Source organism: Aquisalimonas sp. (genome assembly GCF_007120195.1).
Taxonomy (GTDB): Bacteria; Pseudomonadota; Gammaproteobacteria; order Nitrococcales; family Aquisalimonadaceae; genus Aquisalimonas.
In genome coordinates this window covers 1-18,542 of sequence record NZ_SKOG01000209.1, presented here as the reverse complement: position 1 = coordinate 18,542, position 18,542 = coordinate 1, and the positions used below count along the sequence as shown (strand labels likewise).

At 64.2% G+C, this 18,542-nt stretch carries 19 protein-coding genes; 16 read left to right on the top strand and 3 right to left on the bottom strand.

Annotated features, from left to right (window positions below; translation table 11 throughout):
* The first annotated feature begins 120 nt into the window (after positions 1-120).
* Positions 121-612 (top strand): low molecular weight protein-tyrosine-phosphatase, encoded by a 492-nt coding sequence (locus QZT63_RS14830; RefSeq protein WP_290652267.1) that lies wholly within the window; start codon positions 121-123, stop codon positions 610-612.
* Between the two features lie 113 nt (positions 613-725).
* Here QZT63_RS14830 and rne read toward each other — a convergent pair whose 3' ends face one another.
* Complete coding sequence (rne, locus tag QZT63_RS14825) at positions 726-3,788, bottom strand: ribonuclease E (protein WP_366637201.1); 3,063 nt, start codon at positions 3,786-3,788, stop codon at positions 726-728.
* A 381-nt stretch (positions 3,789-4,169) separates the two neighbouring features.
* Here rne and QZT63_RS14820 point away from each other — a divergent pair, with 381 nt between their 5' ends.
* Together QZT63_RS14820 and QZT63_RS14815 are read left to right on the top strand one after the other, a co-directional pair.
* On the top strand, positions 4,170-5,144 hold the full coding sequence (locus tag QZT63_RS14820; RefSeq protein WP_290652266.1) for an RluA family pseudouridine synthase: 975 nt from the start codon (positions 4,170-4,172) through the stop codon (positions 5,142-5,144).
* Positions 5,145-5,162: 18 nt separating this feature from the next.
* A complete protein-coding gene (locus QZT63_RS14815; RefSeq protein WP_290652265.1) occupies positions 5,163-6,101 on the top strand; it encodes a S49 family peptidase in 939 nt (312 codons plus the stop codon).
* A 17-nt stretch (positions 6,102-6,118) separates the two neighbouring features.
* On the opposite strand, the gene QZT63_RS14810 is transcribed toward QZT63_RS14815, so the two are convergent.
* Positions 6,119-6,703 (bottom strand): Maf family protein, encoded by a 585-nt coding sequence (locus QZT63_RS14810; protein WP_290652264.1) that lies wholly within the window; start codon positions 6,701-6,703, stop codon positions 6,119-6,121.
* Positions 6,704-7,126: 423 nt separating this feature from the next.
* On the opposite strand from QZT63_RS14810, the gene QZT63_RS14805 reads away from it, so the two are divergent.
* The 13 genes from QZT63_RS14805 to QZT63_RS14745 all read left to right on the top strand — a co-directional run bounded on the left by QZT63_RS14805 (position 7,127) and on the right by QZT63_RS14745 (position 17,361).
* Entirely contained in the window at positions 7,127-7,660 is a 534-nt protein-coding gene (locus tag QZT63_RS14805) for a YceD family protein (protein WP_290652263.1), read from the top strand.
* A gap of 11 nt (positions 7,661-7,671) precedes the next feature.
* Positions 7,672-7,851 carry a 50S ribosomal protein L32 gene (gene rpmF / locus QZT63_RS14800; RefSeq protein WP_290652262.1) on the top strand — a complete coding sequence of 60 codons (180 nt, stop codon included), beginning with the start codon at positions 7,672-7,674 and terminating at the stop codon, positions 7,849-7,851.
* A gap of 100 nt (positions 7,852-7,951) precedes the next feature.
* Positions 7,952-8,980: a phosphate acyltransferase PlsX gene (plsX, locus tag QZT63_RS14795; RefSeq protein WP_290652261.1), complete on the top strand. Its 1,029-nt coding sequence runs from the start codon at positions 7,952-7,954 to the stop codon at positions 8,978-8,980.
* Entirely contained in the window at positions 8,977-9,948 is a 972-nt protein-coding gene (locus QZT63_RS14790; RefSeq protein WP_290652260.1) for a beta-ketoacyl-ACP synthase III, read from the top strand. Before plsX ends, QZT63_RS14790 begins: the two co-directional genes overlap by 4 nt.
* Before the next feature lie 55 nt (positions 9,949-10,003).
* Positions 10,004-10,933 carry an ACP S-malonyltransferase gene (fabD, locus tag QZT63_RS14785; protein WP_290652259.1) on the top strand — a complete coding sequence of 310 codons (930 nt, stop codon included), beginning with the start codon at positions 10,004-10,006 and terminating at the stop codon, positions 10,931-10,933.
* 109 nt (positions 10,934-11,042) lie between these two features.
* Positions 11,043-11,786, top strand: coding sequence for a 3-oxoacyl-ACP reductase FabG (fabG, locus tag QZT63_RS14780; RefSeq protein WP_290652258.1), 744 nt, complete (start codon positions 11,043-11,045; stop codon positions 11,784-11,786).
* A gap of 131 nt (positions 11,787-11,917) precedes the next feature.
* Complete coding sequence (acpP, locus tag QZT63_RS14775; RefSeq protein ID WP_290652257.1) at positions 11,918-12,157, top strand: acyl carrier protein; 240 nt, start codon at positions 11,918-11,920, stop codon at positions 12,155-12,157.
* A 90-nt stretch (positions 12,158-12,247) separates the two neighbouring features.
* On the top strand, positions 12,248-13,489 hold the full coding sequence (gene fabF, locus QZT63_RS14770; protein ID WP_290652256.1) for a beta-ketoacyl-ACP synthase II: 1,242 nt from the start codon (positions 12,248-12,250) through the stop codon (positions 13,487-13,489).
* Positions 13,486-14,352 carry an aminodeoxychorismate lyase gene (gene pabC / locus QZT63_RS14765; RefSeq protein ID WP_290652255.1) on the top strand — a complete coding sequence of 289 codons (867 nt, stop codon included), beginning with the start codon at positions 13,486-13,488 and terminating at the stop codon, positions 14,350-14,352. The genes fabF and pabC overlap by 4 nt, the downstream gene beginning before the upstream one ends.
* Positions 14,353-14,354: 2 nt before the next feature.
* Positions 14,355-15,368, top strand: coding sequence for an endolytic transglycosylase MltG (gene mltG / locus QZT63_RS14760; protein ID WP_290652268.1), 1,014 nt, complete (start codon positions 14,355-14,357; stop codon positions 15,366-15,368).
* Positions 15,365-16,012 carry a dTMP kinase gene (gene tmk, locus QZT63_RS14755; protein WP_290652254.1) on the top strand — a complete coding sequence of 216 codons (648 nt, stop codon included), beginning with the start codon at positions 15,365-15,367 and terminating at the stop codon, positions 16,010-16,012. Before mltG ends, tmk begins: the two co-directional genes overlap by 4 nt.
* A gap of 1 nt (position 16,013) precedes the next feature.
* Positions 16,014-16,997 (top strand): DNA polymerase III subunit delta', encoded by a 984-nt coding sequence (locus QZT63_RS14750; RefSeq protein WP_290652253.1) that lies wholly within the window; start codon positions 16,014-16,016, stop codon positions 16,995-16,997.
* A complete protein-coding gene (locus QZT63_RS14745; protein WP_290652252.1) occupies positions 16,987-17,361 on the top strand; it encodes a PilZ domain-containing protein in 375 nt (124 codons plus the stop codon). Before QZT63_RS14750 ends, QZT63_RS14745 begins: the two co-directional genes overlap by 11 nt.
* Positions 17,362-17,459: 98 nt before the next feature.
* On the opposite strand, the gene QZT63_RS14740 is transcribed toward QZT63_RS14745, so the two are convergent.
* Positions 17,460-18,542: aminotransferase class V-fold PLP-dependent enzyme (locus QZT63_RS14740; protein WP_290652251.1), on the bottom strand; the 1,083-nt coding region annotated here is incomplete at its 5' end.

Genomic DNA, 18,542 nt, shown 5'->3' with positions numbered 1-18,542 from the left:
TCGGACCCGGTGCCATGGCATGGCTTGACACGGTACCCGTAGGGCGGGTTAGCGCAGCGTAACCCGCCGTCAATAACACAGCGCCGCAGGCGCACGACCTTAAGGAGTTCTCATAACCGCATGAATGATGGAATAAAAGTACGGGTGTTGTTCGTCTGTATGGGTAATATTTGTCGTTCGCCCAGTGCCGAAGCCGTGTTCCACAAGTTGCTCGCTGATCACGGGCTGGAGGGGCGGATCGAGGCGGATTCTGCGGGTACACATGCTTACCACATCGGCAAGCCGCCGGATCCGCGGTCACAGGCGGCGGGGCGTGAGCGAGGCGTGGAGATGGGGCATTTGCGGGCCCGCCAAGTGGAACGCTCCGATTTCGACTATTTCGACCACATTCTCGCCATGGACCAGTGGAACCTGGATATTCTCCTGGCGGAAGCCCCCGCGGGGCAGCGGGCCAAGGTCCGGCTATTGGTGGAGTTCGCGGAGAACCACACGGCAGATGAAGTGCCGGACCCGTATTACGGGGGAGACAGGGGGTTCGAGCACGTGCTGGACCTGATCGAAGACTCGGCCACTGGCCTGCTCAAGCACCTTCGCCAGGCCCATAGACTCTAGTGTCCTGGAAGGGTGCGCCAAGGGCGCACCTTGCAATCCGGCCACCCTTGAGCCATTCGCGGCGCCTTCAAGTGCGGCACTCCCTTTGCCAATCCCGGCGTACTACTGATCCATCAGTTCCGCTTGGATGTATCCGTATCGGGCGCAGTGTCTGCAGGTACCGACGACGCATCGACGTCTTCTGACTCGTGCTCCTCCGATTTGGCTGATTCCCCGCGATTGTCGTCCGTTTCCGGTTTGCTGGCCGTCTCCCCTTCGGCCTTGTGCCCAGGGTGCCGGGCTGTCTGTTCGGCGCCCTCGGCCGTTGGGGAAGGTGCATCCGGTTCCGGCGCCGCTGGTTCCGATGGCTCCGGGGCCGGGGGCATGGGCGGAGACTCTTGACTGGCGGCGTCGGTCACCGCCGGGCTGGCACCTGTGTCGTCGGCGGTGGTGTCGACCGGCGTTGGCGCCTCGGAGGGCGCACGGTCAGGTGGTGTCGCCGGCGATGTGGGCGCGGCTGTCTTCGCGACGTCCGACGGAGGCGTCGACACCTCGGCGTGGGTCGATGTCTGCTGGGTCGTGGGCTTCGCTGGAATGCGCGGGCGACCGTCGCGTTGCCGCGGGTCCCGCGCCTTCGACCCCGCCGGCTTGGTCTGCTTAGGCGGGGGAGACGATGCTGTTTCCTCGGTGTCTGGTTGCTCGCCCGCCTCGGTTTCGGGCTGCGCCGTGTCGTCGCCGGAGACCTGCCCGTCGGATTCCCCCGCCGTGGCCTGGCTGTCAGCGCTGCGGCCTCGCCGGCGGCTGCGGCCTCCGCGCCGTTTGCTGCGGGTTTGCTGACCCGCCTCATCCACCGTCTCGGATTCTGCGGTCTCGTCGCCCGCCGCGGTGTCCGCGGCTGCGCCACCCCCGGCGGTGGCGGCCGGCGTGCTCGCCTCTGATGCGTCGCCGGCGTGGGATTGCGTGGCGGAGGCATCAGCGGTGGCCCCCGTGGACCCCGCGTCCGCGGTATGCTGATTCGTCTCCTCGCTCTGCTGGCTCTCCTCGCCAGCCTGTTGGCCGCTGCCGCGCCGGCGCCGCCGCCCGCCACGGCGTCCACGGCGGCTACGGGTCGAGCGCGACGGCTGTTCCTCGGCCTGGGTGCTTTGCTCACCCTCTGGCTGGGCCTGACTGCCGCTGTCCTGGGCGGCCGATGGCTTTTCGCCAGGAGGTGGGCTGGCCTTGGGTTCCGCCTCCTTTGCCGGTGGCTTGGCGCTCGCGGCGGCCGCGTCCTCCCGACTGGCCTTGCTTTTGGCACCCGCTGCACTGCCGCCGCGGCGGCCTCGACCGCTACTCTGGCCGGAGCGCTTCGCGGCGGGCTGCCCGCCACTTTGCTGACTCTCCTCGCGAGTCCGCGGCTGGGCCCGTGCCGGTTCACTGGGCGGCGTTGCGCTCTGGGTTGCATCCGCCTCCCGTGGATGTGTTCCCTCCGTGCCGAAGACCGAACCCAGCCAGCGAAAGAAGCCTGTCAGGCTTGAGGGCCCGTCCCTGCTGCGCAGGCCCTCGTCTGTGCCCGCCTGGGGCGCCGGCTGGCTGGATTGCCCGGGTGCCGGCGGGGCAGCCGTCGGTGCGATGGCACGCACCGCAGGCTCCTCCGGGCGACGCTTTTCGCTTGCGGCGACGGGATAGGCGGCTTCCTCTTCCTTGGCCACGAGGCGGTAGCTCGAATCGTCGGCGGAACGGTCGTCCCCGCGAATCCGCTCCACGGAATAGTGCGGTGTCTCTAAGCTGCGGCTCGGCACCATGATGACCTGCACACCGTGGCGCGCTTCAATGAGGCCGATCATCTCGCGCTTCTCGTTCAGCAGGTAGGTGGCCACGGCCAGGGGGAGCTGTGCCAGGACCTTGGAGGTTTTCTCCTTCATGGCCTCTTCTTCAACGAGGCGCAGGATCGACAGTGCCAACGACTCGACACTGCGCACCGTCCCCTGCCCATTGCATCGCTGGCAGACTTCCTGACTGGTCTCGCCCAAGGACGTCCGCAGACGCTGCCGGGACATTTCCATCAGCCCGAATCGGGAGATGCGGCCCACTTGCACGCGCGCGCGGTCCATTTTCACCGATTCCCGGAGGCGCTGTTCCACATCGCGTTGATTGCGATTCGGGCCCATGTCGATGAAATCAATGACAATCAGCCCCCCGAGATCCCTGATGCGAAGCTGCCGGGCAATTTCATCGGCGGCTTCGAGGTTGGTGTTGAGCGCGGTCTCCTCAATGTCGCCGCCTTTAGTGGCGCGTGCCGAGTTGATGTCGATGGAGATCAACGCCTCGGTATGATCGATCACGATGGCGCCGCCCGAGGGGAGTTGCACCTGACGATCGAACGCCGATTCAATCTGACTCTCGATCTGATAGCGCGTGAACAGGGGGACGCTGTCGTCGTAGTGCTTGAGCCGCGTGCTGAAGTGCGGCATCACCTGCTTGACGAAATCCTGGGCGGTGGCATAGACGTCGGCATCGTCAATGAGGATTTCGCCGGTGTCGGCCCGCAGGTAATCGCGCAGGGCCCGGATGATGACGTTACTTTCCTGGTAGATCAGGAACGGGGCAGGACGTTGGTCCGCAGCGCCCTTAATCATTTCCCAAAGCTGCAGCAGATAGTTGAGATCCCACTGCAATTCTTCGATGTTGCGGCCGACACCGGCGGTGCGCACAATGAGCCCCATACCTTCGGGGGTGTCGAGCTGGCGCAGGGCATCGCGGATGTCGTCGCGGTCGTCGCCCTCGATGCGCCGGGATACGCCGCCGGCACGCGGGTTGTTCGGCATCAGGACGAGGTAGCGGCCCGCGAGGCTGACGTAGGTCGTCAGTGCGGCGCCCTTGGTGCCGCGCTCTTCTTTGTCCACCTGGACAACGACTTCCTGGCCTTCCTTGATAACGTCCTTGATGCTGACGCGACCGCCGTCGCCACCGGAGTCGTTGCCCTGGTAGTAGGCGCGCGCGATTTCCTTGAAGGGGAGAAAGCCGTGTCGATCCGAGCCATACTGGACGAACGCCGCCTCAAGGCTGGGCTCGACCCGCGTGATTTTTCCCTTGTAGATATTGGACTTCTTTTGCTCCCGTGCCGGGGTCTCGATATCCAGGTCGTAGAGCTTTTGACCATCCACCATGGCCACCCGCAGCTCTTCCGGCTGGGTGGCATTGATTAGCATTCTTTTCATACGTTGCGAATCTCCGGCGCTCAACCATGCCTCCGGCCTGGTGGACGCTTCCGGTCACGATGCGACGGTGCGCGGCACCTCGGAGGTGCGCGCACGAACGAGTCGGCTTGAACAGGAACAGCGCGGCGAGGCGCAAGACGACCAAGTTCTGCGTCATCAGTCGGAGCGAAGCCATGGGAGCGGTTCTCTGTGGGTCGCCCCGCTAGACGGGACCACCATGAAACCAGCATTAAAAACATCCGCCGAGCGGATGATGCGTCACCTACACGGGCTGTCGACCCCTGGAGCCAGCAGTCAGACTGCTCCCAAAGGTGCAGCAAATATAGCAGTGTCAACCAGCTGCATCAAACGGGGCTTTGAGCTGATATCATTCCTGCAGGCATGAACCCAGTAACCACAACGCAGCATCGCAACGGGGTTCGCCATGTGGCCGTCGATGCGCGCTCCGAAGGGCAGCGGATCGACAACTTCCTCGCCCGGGAGCTCAAAGGGGTTCCGCGATCCCGGCTGCAGCGGCTGGTGCGCAAGGGGGAAGTCCGGGTCAATGGCGGGCGTGTCCGCTCGAGCACACGACTGAGTGTGGGAGATCGCGTGCGCATCCCTCCGGTGTCGACCGATGCGACAGCCGTGGCCGATGGCCAGCATCCGCCCAGGGACGTTGTCAAGCAGGTGGCGGAGTCGATCCTGCACGAGGATGGGCGTTTGCTGGTGCTGAACAAGCCATCTGGCCTGGCGGTCCATGGCGGTAGCGGAATCCGCTGGGGCATCATCGAGGCGCTGCGCGCCATGCGCCCCGACGCGGCGTTCCTGGATCTGGTGCACCGGCTCGATCGGGAAACCAGCGGCTGCCTGCTGGTGGCAAAGCGGCGCAGCGAACTCCGGAAGCTGCATGCGGTCATTCGAGACGGTCGCCTTGAAAAGCACTACCTTGCACTGGTCAAGGGTCGGTTGCCCAAGCATCCGCTGCCGATCGAGGCGCGGCTGGATCGCAATGCCCGTTACCAGGGGGAGCGCACCGTCCAGGTGAGTTCCGCCGGCCAAAGCGCGCGTAGCGTTTTCCGCCGGTCCGAGGTGTACCGACAGGCCACGCTGGCGCAGGTCTGGATCGGCACCGGGCGCACGCATCAGATTCGCGTGCACGCCGCCCACGCGGGGCACCCGGTGGCCGGGGATGAGCGTTACGGTGATACCCAATGGAATGCGGAACTCCGCCGCGGCGGATTGAAGCGGCTCTTTTTACATGCGCACGGGTTGCAGTGGGACGATCCGGATACCGGGCAGCGGCACCTGTACCACGCCGAGTTGCCGGACGATCTCCACCGCGTGCTCGGGTCGCTGGATCACGTGGCCCGATAATCACGGGAGTAACGGTTGATGCAAGATGATCGCTGGGAGCGTGAAGCGCTCCGGGAGCTGGCCCTGGAGGGCATTCGTGAGCGGCGGCGGGGTCGCCGCTGGGGGATATTCTTTAAGGCCTTGTTTTTTGGGTATCTGGTGCTCGTGCTGGCGCTCGCCCTTGGTTGGCTGCCAGGCACCACGGAGACGACCGCTAGGCCGCACGCCGCGATGGTGGAGGTCGATGGTGTCATCTTGCCGGGGGGCGAGAACGATGCCGAGACGATTAATCGCGCCCTACGGCGCGCGTTCTCGGGTGAGCAATCCCGCGGGGTTATCCTTGAGGTTAACAGCCCGGGCGGCAGCCCGGTGCAAGCGAACCGTATCAATCAGGAAATTCGGCGCCTCAAGGAGGAATACCCGGACACGCCGCTGTACGTGGTCGCGGGCGACATGTTCACCTCCGGCGCTTACTACCTGGCCGTGTCGGCAGATGCCATTTACGTGGATCCGGCCACCATGGTGGGCTCGATCGGCGTCATGATGAACGGGTTTGGCTTCCATGAGGCGATGGAGCGGCTCGGTATCGAGCGCCGCCTGCACACCGCCGGAGAGAGCAAGGCGTTCATGGATCCGTTCTCGGAGGAACGCCCCGAGGACGTGGAGCGGCTACAACGGCTGCTGGACTCGATCCACGAGCAGTTCATCGAGGCCGTTCGGGAAGGACGCGGGGATAAGCTTACCGACGATGACACAATCTTCTCCGGCGAGGTCTGGACCGGCCCGGAGAGCATCGAACTGGGTTTGGTGGATGACATCGGCAGTGTCCAGCACGTCGTCCGAGACGTCATCGGTGTCGAGCACATGAGGGACTACACGATTCGGCCAAACCTGTTGGAGCGTTTCGGACGCGGGATCGGAGTGGCCATTGGTGAGACGCTGGCCGGTCACTTGTTTGGGCCGGCGCCATTCGAGTAAGCCGGGGCAACAGGCCGTCAGGGTAATTCCAGGCCCTCGGCGGCCAGCATGCTGACCAGGCGTATGAGGGGCAGCCCGACCAGCGCGGTCGGGTCCGCCCCCTCGAGGCGTTCGAACAGGCTGATGCCCAGCCCTTCGGAGTGAAAGCTGCCCGCGGCGTCGTAAGCCGGCTCGCGCGCCAGGTAGCGCTCGACCGTGGCGGGGGAGAGACGCCGGAAGCGAACGCGAAACGGAACCACGTCCACGTGCACGGACTGGGTGTGTGTGTTGAGCAGGCACAGCCCGGTCAAAAAGGTTACCACCTGCCCGGAGGCGCCGAGGAGCTGCTCGACGGCGGCTTCGTGACTGGGGGGTTTGCCGAGAATCCGGTCACGCAGCACCGCCGCCTGATCGCTACCGATCACTAGACTGTGGGGGTGGCGCCCGGCGACTGCACGTGCCTTTCGTTCGGCAAGCCGGGTCACATAGCGGTCAGCCGTCTCGACCTCCCGCAGCGATTCGTCCACGTCCGGGGGGTCCACCTCGAAGTCGATAAACAGGCGCCGCAGCAGTTGCTGGCGGTGACGGGAACCGGAGGCCAGAACGACCCGGGCTTGCTCCATTGTGGGCTCCAGACCAATGCGGGTTGGTGGCCGAGTGGCGCCAAGGCCCGGCCCCCGATCGGGGAAACGTCTTTGCTGGATTGGACCCTTGCCGGCATCCCGCCGTCAAGGCGCCATTGCGGCGGGTTACGCTGCGCTAACCCGCCCTACGGGTACCGTGTCAAGCCATGCCATGGCACCGGCCCCGATCGAAGGGGTAGGGTGCCATTAGCCGCAGGCGTAATGCACCGTCAAACAGATCGCGCCGACGGCGCACAGACGTAGCACGAGTCGTGCGCCTGCGGCGCCCTGTCATTGACGGCGGGTTACGCTGCGCTAACCCGCCCTACGGGTGCCGTGTCAAGCCATGCCATGGCACCGGCGCCGCTCGAGTGGCCGGGGCGCTTTGACAGGCCTTCGACACGCGGCTACCATGCGCGCCTTATGACCGCAAGCACCGCGCCCAAGACAGTCGACCCCGCGCTGCTTGCCCGGCGGGATCGGCGGTTGTCGATATCGATCGACATGGACGGGCTCGAGCGGCTAAGCGGGTTACTGGCCAAAGGCGGTGGTCAGGTGGCTGTGGATCTGCACTTCTACGTGGATAGCGGCCGCAGGACCCTGATCAGCGGTGCGATTCGCGCGCAGGTCACGCTTATTTGCCAGCGCTGTCTCGGGCCAGTGGTGATCGACCTGGCGCCGAATGTCCATGTGGCCGTTATCGATTGTGAGGAAGACGCCGACCACTTGCCCGAGGCGCTGGATCCGCTCGTCTGTCCGGCGGGCGAGTTGGTGCTTGCGCACTTGGTAGAGGATGAACTCATCCTTGCTTTGCCCGTGATCGCCCGCCACGAGGACGATCCGCGGTGTCCGCCGTTGACACCCGATCAGCCCGGGGGGGATGGGGCAAAGCGGGACAACCCGTTTGCCGTGCTGGGCGCGCTCAAGAAGCGCCCCGGCGATAACGATTTGGATTAAGGAGTCTGACCATGGCGGTTCAAAAGAATAGAAAATCCCGCGCGAAGCGGGGCACGCGTCGTGCCCACGATGCGCTGGGTGGGCCGACGCTGTCCGTGGAGCCGACCACCGGCGAAACCCACCGCCGGCACCACATCAGCCCCGAAGGCTATTATCGCGGACGCAAAGTCCTCGATACCGATAACGAGTAAATGAGCCGTCAACGAGGGGGCCTCCGCGGGGACCACTGGCACGATCGGCTGTGGAGCCACCGGGGGGTGTTGACTTCCCGTAACAGGATCTAGCGGGTTAATGCCCAAAGCCATCACGATCGCGCTGGACGCCATGGGGGGAGATCACGGCCCCACGGTCGTTGTGCCGGCTGCATTGCTGGCGGTTCAACGGCACGAGCGTCTGCGCCTGTCCCTGGTCGGCAACGAGGAAGCGATCAACAGGGAACTGCAGCGCAAGGGCGCCCTCGATCATCCCAGGCTCACTGTGGTTTCGGCGAGCCAAACCGTCGGTATGGACGAATCGCCGTCGCAGGCCTTGCGCCTGAAGAAGGATTCGTCCATGCGCTTGGCGATCAACCGGGTCAAGGAGGGCAATGCCGATGCGGCCATATCAGCAGGCAACACCGGCGCACTCATGGCCACCGCCCGCTACGTGCTGAAAACCCTCCCGGGCATCGATCGCCCCGCCATCTGTACGACCCTTCCCAGTATCGGCGGATACTCGCGGATGCTCGATCTCGGGGCCAACGTCGACTGCAGCGCAGAACACCTGCTCCAGTTCGCGGTCATGGGCTCGGTGCTCGCCGAGGCGCTTGACGGAATGGCGAGACCCCGCGTCGGTTTGCTCAATATCGGCGAGGAGGAGATCAAGGGCAATGATCAGGTCAAGCAGGCCGCTCAGATCCTCTCTGAGGGCGGCCTCAACTACGTCGGCTACGTGGAAGGCGATGACATCTTCAAGGGGACAGCCGATATCATCGTCTGTGACGGATTCGTCGGCAATGTGGCCCTCAAGACCAGTGAAGGCGTCGCCTCCATTATCGCTCACTACATGAATGAGGAATTCCGGCGCAATCTCCTCACGAAACTGGCCGGCCTGGTGGCGCTCCCGGTGCTTCGGCGTTTTCGTGCGCGCATCGACCCGCGTCAATTCAATGGTGCAAGCCTTCTCGGGCTGCGTGGTATTGTGCTCAAGAGTCACGGCGGAGCAGACATCACGGCGTTTGCCCATGCCATCGAGACGGCAATGATGGAAGTTGACGCGGCTGTGCCTACGCTCATTGACGAGCGCCTGGATCAGCTGCTTTCGAAAAGGCAACACACGTGACATATGCGAGTATCAAGGGCACGGGGGGCTACCTGCCGGAGCGGGTGGTAACGAATGCGGAGCTCGAGAGGCTCGTGGACACCAGCGATCGCTGGATTCAAGAGCGCACGGGGATTCGCGAGCGCCGCATCGTGGGGGAGGATCAGACATGCTGTGATCTTGCGGTGATTGCGGCGTCCCGGGCCCTGGATGCTGCCGGGATGAAGCCCTCGGATATCGATCTGGTGACGCTCGGCACCTGCACCCCGGATCGTGTCTTCCCCAGCACCGCCTGCCTCGTGCAGAGGGAACTCGGCATCACCCCCGGTGCGGTGGCCTTCGACGTCGGTGCAGCGTGTTCCGGATTCGTCTTCGCATTGGACGTGGCTAACCGTTTCATTCTCACCGGAGGCGCGCGACGCGCCCTGGTGATCGGCGCCGAGACCATGAGCCGCATCATCGACTGGACAGACCGGGGAACCTGTGTCCTGTTTGGCGACGGGGCTGGTGCACTGGTGCTGGAGGCGGATGACACCCCCGGCATTCTGTCGACCCATCTTCATACCGACGGCAGCTTCGAGGACCTCCTGAATGTCCCCTGGGGGGTGTCGCAAGGCTATGACAAACTCGAAGGCAGTGCCGGCAAGCTGAAGATGCGGGGTAACGAGGTTTTCAGGGTCGCGGTGCGGACCCTCGGTCGCATTGTCGATGAGACGCTGGAGGCGAACGGGCTTAACAAGCGCGACGTAGACTGGCTGATTCCCCACCAGGCGAACATCCGCATCATCCAGGCCACAGCGAAAAAACTCGGTCTGCCCATGGATCGGGTGGTGCAGACCGTCGCCGAACACGGCAATACGTCCGCGGCATCCATCCCCCTGGCGCTGGATACCGCAGTTCGCGATGGTCGCATCAAGCGCGGCGAGTTGCTGCTGCTGGAAGCCTTCGGCGGCGGCTTCACCTGGGGGTCGGCGCTGATCCGTTACTGAGGCGCTGTAAACTAACGGCACTACCAGCCATCCGATGATGAAGGCGGGTATCAGCATGAGTAGCAAGAAAGCGTTCGTTTTTCCCGGGCAGGGATCCCAGTCGGTGGGAATGCTCGGTGAACTCGCACAGTCGACTCCCGTGGTGGAGAAAACCTTCACGGAGGCCTCCGCCGCTCTCGACTGCGATTTGTGGGCACTGGTATGCAAAGGCCCGGAAGAAGAGCTGAATCGCACGGACATCACCCAGCCTGCCATGCTCGCCGCCGGCGTTGCTGTTTGGCGGGCGCTCCAGGAGCGCGGTGCAGAGCAGCCCGCCTATCTTGCCGGTCATAGCCTCGGCGAGTACACGGCGCTTGTCTGCGGCGGCGCCCTGGCTTTTGGTGACGCCGTCGAGCTGGTCGCCGAGCGTGGCCGGCTGATGCAGGAAGCCGTCCCTCAGGGGGAGGGCGCCATGGCCGCCATTCTGGGGCTTGATGATGAAAAGATTCGCGATATCTGTGCCACCGTCTCCCAGGGCGATGTGGTCGAGGCGGTGAATTACAATGCGCCCGGACAGGTCGTTATCGCGGGTTCGACAGCAGCCGTGGAGCGGGCCATTGCCCAGGCCAAGCAGGCCGGCGCCAAGCGCGCCATGCCACTGCCGGTCAGCGTCCCGTCGCACTGCGCGCTCATGGAGCCGGCCGCGGAACGTCTCGCGGAGCGGCTTGCGACCACCCCCATTGCGGCACCATCGATTCCGATCGTCCACAATGTGGATGTATCGATCTGCGACGATCCCGAAGGCATCCGGGATCGTCTGGTCCGGCAGCTGCACCGCCCAGTGCGCTGGGTTGAGAGCGTTCAGTACCTGGCCGCGCAGGGCGTGGTGGTGCTGGTGGAGTGCGGTCCCGGCAAGGTGCTCGCCGGGTTGACCCGGCGCATCGATAAGAGCCTGGAAGCCCGGCCTGTATTCGATCCGGGGACGCTTGAGAAGGCGCTTGAGTAGCGGCCGCGGGCGAGTAGACGCCAGCCAGTAAGGGACGAGAAGCTCGGGAGCAAGCAGGGTTCCAATGCAGGCTTTGCGGGCGTGTTAACGGGTCCTAGGGGAGACAGTCATGAGCGCTGAATCACGCATTGCCCTGGTGACGGGCGCGAGCCGCGGAATCGGCCGGGCCATCGCTGAGGCTCTGGCTGGGCAGGGTCATACCGTCATTGGCACGGCAACCTCGTCGGCGGGCGCGGAAGGAATCAGTGAATATCTCCGTGCCATGGATGCCAGCGGCCGGGGAATGGTGCTCAACGTCACCGATGCCGCCAGCATCCAAAACGCCCTCGACGCGGTCGTCCGGGATTACGGTGCGCCCACCATCGTGGTTAACAACGCCGGGATTACCCGCGACAACCTGATGATGCGCATGAAGGACGAAGAGTGGGACGAGATCATCGATACGAACCTCAATTCTGTCTATCGGCTCTCGAAGCGTTGCTTGCGCGGCATGATGAAAGCGCGCTGGGGCCGCATCGTGAACGTCTCCTCGGTGGTCGGTGCCACAGGTAACGCCGGGCAGGCGAACTACGCCGCCGCCAAGGCCGGTATCCAGGGGTTTACACGCTCGCTGGCGCGGGAAGTGGGGAGTCGGGGTGTTACGGTGAACGCCGTGGCGCCGGGTTTTATTGATACGGATATGACCCGGGCGCTGGGCGATGAGCAGCGCGGGGATTTGACGAAGCAAATCCCGTTGGGCACATTAGGCCGCCCGGAGCACATTGCGGCGACGGTGGCGTTCTTGGTATCGGATGGCGCCGAGTACATCACCGGACAGACGCTACATGTCAACGGCGGCATGTACATGACCTGATGGGCCGGTGCACGCCGATTTGTGCTCCGCTGGTCCGGCAGCGCGCTTCAGGCTGTGGTAACGACAGGCCTCTTTGCATAGAATACGCCGGCAGCTTCATCTGGGCCGGCCTTATTGGGGAGTAAGGGTTTATGAGCAGTATCGAAGAGCGCGTCAAGAAGATTGTTGTCGAGCAGCTCGGAGTAAAGGAAGAAGAAGTCACCTCTGAGGCGTCCTTCGTTGACGATCTGGGTGCCGACTCCCTCGACACCGTTGAGCTCGTGATGGCCCTGGAAGAGGAATTCGAATGCGAGATTCCGGATGAAGAGGCCGAAAAGATCACGACAGTCCAGCAGGCGATCGACTACGTCGAAGGGCACTTGGCTAAGTAATGCCGCGGCAGCACAATGTCGGCAGGCGCGTGAAGGGTGTCGGGGAACCGTCACCCTTCACGCGTTTCTAACGCAAGCGAGGATATGGCCTTGAACAAGCGTCGTGTGGTTGTGACAGGCCTGGGTATCATTTCTCCGGTCGGTAATACGATCAAGGAAGCCTGGGACAACATTCTGGCCGGGCGCAGTGGCATTCGGCCGATTGATCGTTTCGACGTCTCCCGGTTTGCGACCCGGTTCGCTGGCACCATCCGGGATTTTGATGCGAAGGACCACATCAATCCCAAGGACGCCCGCAAGATGGATCCGTTCATCCATTACGGGATTGCGGCAGGCAACCAGGCGCTGAAGGATGCCGGGCTGGAGGTCTCCAAGGAGAACCCCGAGCGTATTGGTGTTGCCATCGGCTCCGGTATCGGTGGTATCAACTGGATTGAAAACGGGCACAAGGCCTATCTCGACGGCGGACCGCGCAAGCTGTCCCCGTTTTTTATCCCAGGTGCGATCATCAATATGGTTGCGGGCCATCTGTCGATCATGCACGGCATGAAAGGCCCGAATATCTCCATTGTCACCGCGTGTACCTCGGGTACGCACAACATCGGTGAGGCCGGGCGCATGATTTCCTACGGCGATGCCGATGTCATGGTGGCCGGGGGCACAGAGTTCTCCACCACGCCAACGGGTCTGGGCGGCTTCTCGGCCGCCAAGGCCCTGTCGATCAGGAATGATGACCCCGAGGCGGCGAGCCGCCCCTGGGATCAGGGGCGTGATGGCTTTGTGCTCAGTGACGGTGCCGGTGTCGTTGTGCTTGAGGAGTATGAGCACGCACGCCGGCGTGGTGCGCCGATCTATGCCGAGCTGGCAGGCTATGGCATGAGTGGTGACGCCTATCACATGACGCAGCCCTCCGAAGGCGGCGAAGGCGCGGCCCGCTGTATGGTGGCTGCTCTGCGTGACGCGCAGGCGAACCCCGATGAGGTCGATTACATCAACGCCCACGGCACGTCCACGCTGGTGGGTGACGTGGCGGAAAGCAAGGCCGTCACGCGGGTGTTCGGGGATCATGCCTACAAGCTCGCAGTCAGTTCCACAAAATCCATGACCGGGCACCTGCTCGGTGCGGCCGGTGGCGTGGAGGCGGTGTTCACGCTCTTGGCGATGCGCGATCAGGTGGCGCCGCCGACGATCAACCTGGACAATCCAGACGAGGAATGTGATCTGAACTACGTGCCGCACACGGCGCAGGAGCGCACGATCCGCACGGCGCTATCCAATTCCTTCGGCTTCGGGGGGACGAACGGGACGGTGTTGTTCCGCAGGCACGAATGAACCGTATTGGGTACCTGATCGATGGTGCGGCCAGTGCTCAGCTGCCGGCCGATGATCGTGGCCTGCAATTCGGCGATGGGCTGTTCGAGACTGTGGCGGTGGTTGACGGGTACCCGCGGCTGCTGGAGGCGCACCTGCAGCGACTCACCCGGGATGCTGTCGCACTCGGACTGCCGGAACCCGATCCTGACTTGATTGCCAGTGAGGCCGTGTCCCTGGCGGCGTGGGCGGGCGATTGTGGGGTCCTCAAGATCCTGTGGACCGGAGGTTCGGGGGGGCGCGGTTATGCCAGACCGCAGAAACCAAGCCCCCGGAGGATACTCTCCCTGCATCCGGCACCGGCGCACCCCAGGCGTTACTGGGAGCAGGGCGTGCGGGCGACGGTCACCACGGTCCGGCTGGCCCGCCAGCCCCTTCTTGCCGGCATAAAGCACCTCAATCGCCTCGAGCAGGTGCTGGCGCGCGCCCAATGGGATGGACAGGATGCTGCCGAAGGGTTGATGCGCGACGAGGCGGGGCACGTCGTTGAAGGCACCATGAGTAACCTGTTCATTGTTCGCGAAGGCGCCGTTATCACCCCGGATCTCACCGGGTGCGGCATTGCCGGCGTGATGCGCCGGACCCTGATGGATTATCTCAGCCGTCAGGGGCGCCCGGTCGCCGAACAGAACGTGGATCAAGCGGTGCTGGGTGCCGCGGATGAGGTCTTTGTGTGCAACAGCGTCAACGGCGTGTGGCCTGTCTGCGAGGTCGCCGGCTCCGCGCGCTGGCCCGTGGGGCCGGTGACCCGTGAGCTGCAGCATTGGATCGATGAGCAGGGCCACGCCTGTACGCCGGCTTTACGTGGCGCGGAGAGCGAGTGAGCATGATTCGCCAAGTGATTCGTGGGGTTCTCGTTGTTGTTGCCGTGGCGGGGTTTATCGGCACGCTACTCGCCTTCGATTATCGAAATTGGTCGCAAACGGCGCTGCACGGCGCAGATACACCCCACACCCTGCAGGTGCCCTCCGGGAGCACCGTGCATGATATCCAGCGCCAGCTGGAGGAGGATGGGCTGCTCGATCGGCCCATCTACCTGCGCCTGCATGCACGCCTCTCGGGGCATGCGCAACGGCTGCAAAGCGGCGAGTATCGAATCCCCGCCGGCATGACGCCGCCCCAGCTGCTCGAGCACATCGCCCGCGGCAGGGTCGTCCAGCATCGCTTCACCATCATCGAAGGCTGGACGTTTCAGCAGCTCCGCGCTGCCCTGGAAGCGAACCCCCGGATCCTCGATACCCTCGGCGACAAATCAGACGAAGCGGTGATGGCCGAGCTCGGCAAACCGGACCAGCATCCCGAGGGCTGGTTCTATCCGGAGACGTATAACTACACGCGTGGGACTTCGGATATGGAGCTGCTCAAGCGCGCGCATCGTGCCATGAAGCGTCGGTTGAGCGCAGCGTGGGAGGCACGCAGCGACGATCTGCCCCTCGCGGATGCTTACGAGGCCCTCGTCCTCGCATCGATCATTGAGCGCGAGACCGGCGCCCCCGAAGAGCGCAGAAAGGTCGCTGGCGTTTTCACGCGCCGCCTGCAGGAGGGAATGCGGCTGCAGACCGACCCCACCGTGATCTACGGGATGGGGAATGACTTCGACGGCCGCATCCGTACCCAGGATTTGCGCACGGATACGCCTTACAATACCTACACCCGCCACGGGCTGCCGCCGACGCCCATCGCCATGCCAAGCGGTGCGTCGCTGCGGGCCGCCGTGGATCCGGAGCCGGGGGAGGCGATGTATTTTGTCTCCCGTGGTGACGGTACCCACGTGTTCTCGGAGACGCTGGACGAGCACAACCGCGCGGTGCGGCGCTACATTCTGGGCATGGAGGAATGACGGCAATCCCGCCGGACAAGGGCCTGCTGATCACCGTCGAGGGCGTGGAAGGTGCCGGCAAGACGACGGCCCTGAACGCCCTCGCGGAGCACTTGACGGCCCGTGGCCGGGCACCCCTGGTGACACGCGAACCAGGCGGAACGTCCCTGGGCGAGGCCGTTCGCGGTGTGCTGCTCGACCACTCGGGCGATGCCATGTGCGGCGAAGCGGAAACGCTGCTGATTTTCGCCGCCCGTGCTGAACACCTCGATAAAGTGGTTCGCCCGGCACTGGCGCGGGGTGAATGGGTGCTCTGTGACCGCTTTACGGATGCGACCTATGCTTACCAGGGCGCCGGGCGGCGCCTCGGCAACGATCGCATCGCAGTGCTTGAGGACTGGGTGCAGGGGTCCCTGAGGCCGGATCTCACACTCGTCCTCGACCTCCCTGTGACCCAGGGCCGTGCGCGGGCCGGGGCGCGCAGCGACCCGGACCGGTTCGAACGCGAGCAGGATACATTCTTCGAGCGAGTGCGCCAGAATTACCTAGAGCGCGCTGCGGCCGACCCCGAACGTATGCGCGTCATCGATGCATCCGCCGACGCAGCGACCGTTTGCCAGGCGCTGCGTGCTGTCCTCGACGACTGGGTGAAAGCGCGGAGCTGACATGGAAGAGGCCGGCGCTCCCTATCCCTGGCAGAGTAACGTCTGGGCTGCCCTGACCCGGCGCATCGACGAGGGCCGTCTGCCGCACGCGGTGTTGCTGGTTGGCCCACAGGGGCTGGGTAAGCGCGAGCTGGCGCTACGGTTGGCACATGTTCTGCTGTGCCTCCGGCGCGCATCAAATCGGCCCTGCGGCGACTGCCAGGGGTGCCATCTTGTCCGCGCCGGCAACCACCCGGACTATCAGTGCCTCACTCCCGCAGAGGGCAGCCGGGTCATTAAGGTCGACGCCATTCGGGAGCTGAGCCGGACCTTCAGCCTCAAGAGCCAGTTCGGCGGCCATCGCGTCGGCGTGATCGTCCCTGCCGAGCAGATGAACATCAGTGCCGCCAACAGCCTGCTGAAGACGCTCGAGGAGCCGCCGGCGGACGCCATGCTGATCCTCGTGGCACACCGGCCGGCACGCTTGCCCGCCACCATCCGCAGTCGCTGTCAGACTTTCCAGTGTCACGTTCCAACCCGGGGGGCTGCCGGCGAATGGCTGCGCGCCCATGGGCACGGTGAGGCCGCAGAGCTGCTGGGCCTGGTCGGCAATGCACCGCTGGCGGCGATTGCGCTGAAAGAGGAGGGTGGTGTCGCCGCACTGGGCACGCTGCTGGAGCAGCTCAGTGGCATTGCCAAGCAGCGCATGACGCCGGTGGACGCCGCGGCGCATTGGTCGAAGGACCAGACCGAGATGGTGACGAATCTGCTGGTCTCCGTGACGATGGATCTAATACGTGTTGAGACCGCGGGTGCCAAACCGAGAATCAGTCGATTGAATCAGCTGCCGACAGGGCTAGACTCGAGTCGATTGTACGATTTCCTGGACGAGTTGATGGAGCAGCGGCGGCTGGCCGACCATCCGCTAAACCCGCAACTGGTCCTCGAGTCGCTGTTTATTCGCTGGGGTGATCTCTACACGCGCGGGGGTGGTCATGGAAAGTGAGGACGCTAGCAGCCCACAGAGTCGCAGTGGCCGGCAGGGAATCCTGTCGTTGTCTATCAAGGATAAACAGGCCCTTTACGCAGCCTATATGCCCCATATCCGCCAAGGTGGGCTGTTTGTGCCCACCAACAAGAGTTACCGCCTGGGCGACGAGGTCTTCATGCTCCTGAACCTCATGGAAGAGCCCGAGAAGTTGCCAATCGTTGGCAAGGTCGTCTGGATTACGCCCCATGCCGCGCCAGGCAACCGAACGGCTGGAGTCGGCCTGCAGTTCAGCGACAAGGACGGTGGGCCGGCGCGCTCCAAGATCGAAACGTACCTCGCCGGGGCTCTGGAATCCGATCGCCCGACCCATACCCTGTGAGGCTCGTCACCCCGGCCGAGCCGCGGGGCGGAGGACAACGAAACCGCCTGTAGTAGTTCCTGGATTACGCCGTGACGCGTGCCATGGACATACTTCAATTATCCCGTTTCGAGAAAACTCCGGGCCAATGCCTCGGCACGCGTCACGGCGTAATCCAGCTGCACCGCGCTCAGGTAGAAATGGGGCGAGAAGCGCACGCCGCCGCCACGGGCCGCGCAAATCACCCCTTCGGCCCTGAGCGCCCGGTAGAGTCGCTTACTGTCGACCCCATCGGCCTGAAAGACAACGATCCCGGAGCGACGCCCGGGGGATGTGTCACTGACCACCTCCAGGTTTGCGCTCTCCCCGATACGCTCGATCAGGTAGCCGACGTTGGCGGCTAGCTCGGCTTCCACGGCAGGCATGCCGACATCGTCCTGCAGCACCTCAAGGCTTGCATCCAGGGCGTGCACGGCCAGCAGGTTCGGGCTGCCGCACTCGAAACGGCGTGCCGATGCCGCGGGCTGCCAGGTTTTCGTGTCGAAATCTCCGGCATTCTCGACCATGTGCCAGCCGTACTGGGTCAAACGCAGCTGCTCACGCAACTCCGGACGGCAGTAGAACAACCCAAGCCCTTCGGGCCCCAGAAGCCACTTGTGACCGTCGGCCACCACGAAGTCCGCATCCACGCGGGCGAGGTCAAAGTTGAACGCGCCCAGCTGCTGGATGGCATCCACGCAGAACAGAATGCCACGCTCGCGGCATGCCTGAGCCAGCCGCTTAAGGTCCATGCGCAGCCCGATGCCGTATTGCACCGCGCTGACCGTCAGCAACCGCGTCCTCGGACCCATGGCGGCAATGAGCGCATCTTCGACGCTCGCTTGCTCCGGATTCCGCAATCCGACGTCGCGAACCGTCACGCCTTGATCCCGCAGCGATTCCCAGGGAATACGGTTGGATGGAAACTCCAGGTCGTTAATGATGACCTCATCGCCGGCGGACCACTCGATGCCGTAGGCGATAAACGACAGCGCCTCAGAGGTGTTCTTGATCAGCGCGATGTCCTCGGCGTCACCCGCATTGATCAGCCGCGCCAGCCGCTTGCGCAGGCGTTGCTCCGTCTCGAGCCAGCGGGCGTAATTGGCCGCGCCGCGACGCGCGTTCTCCTGGGCGAATGCCGTGACGGCCTCGCTGGTCTTGCG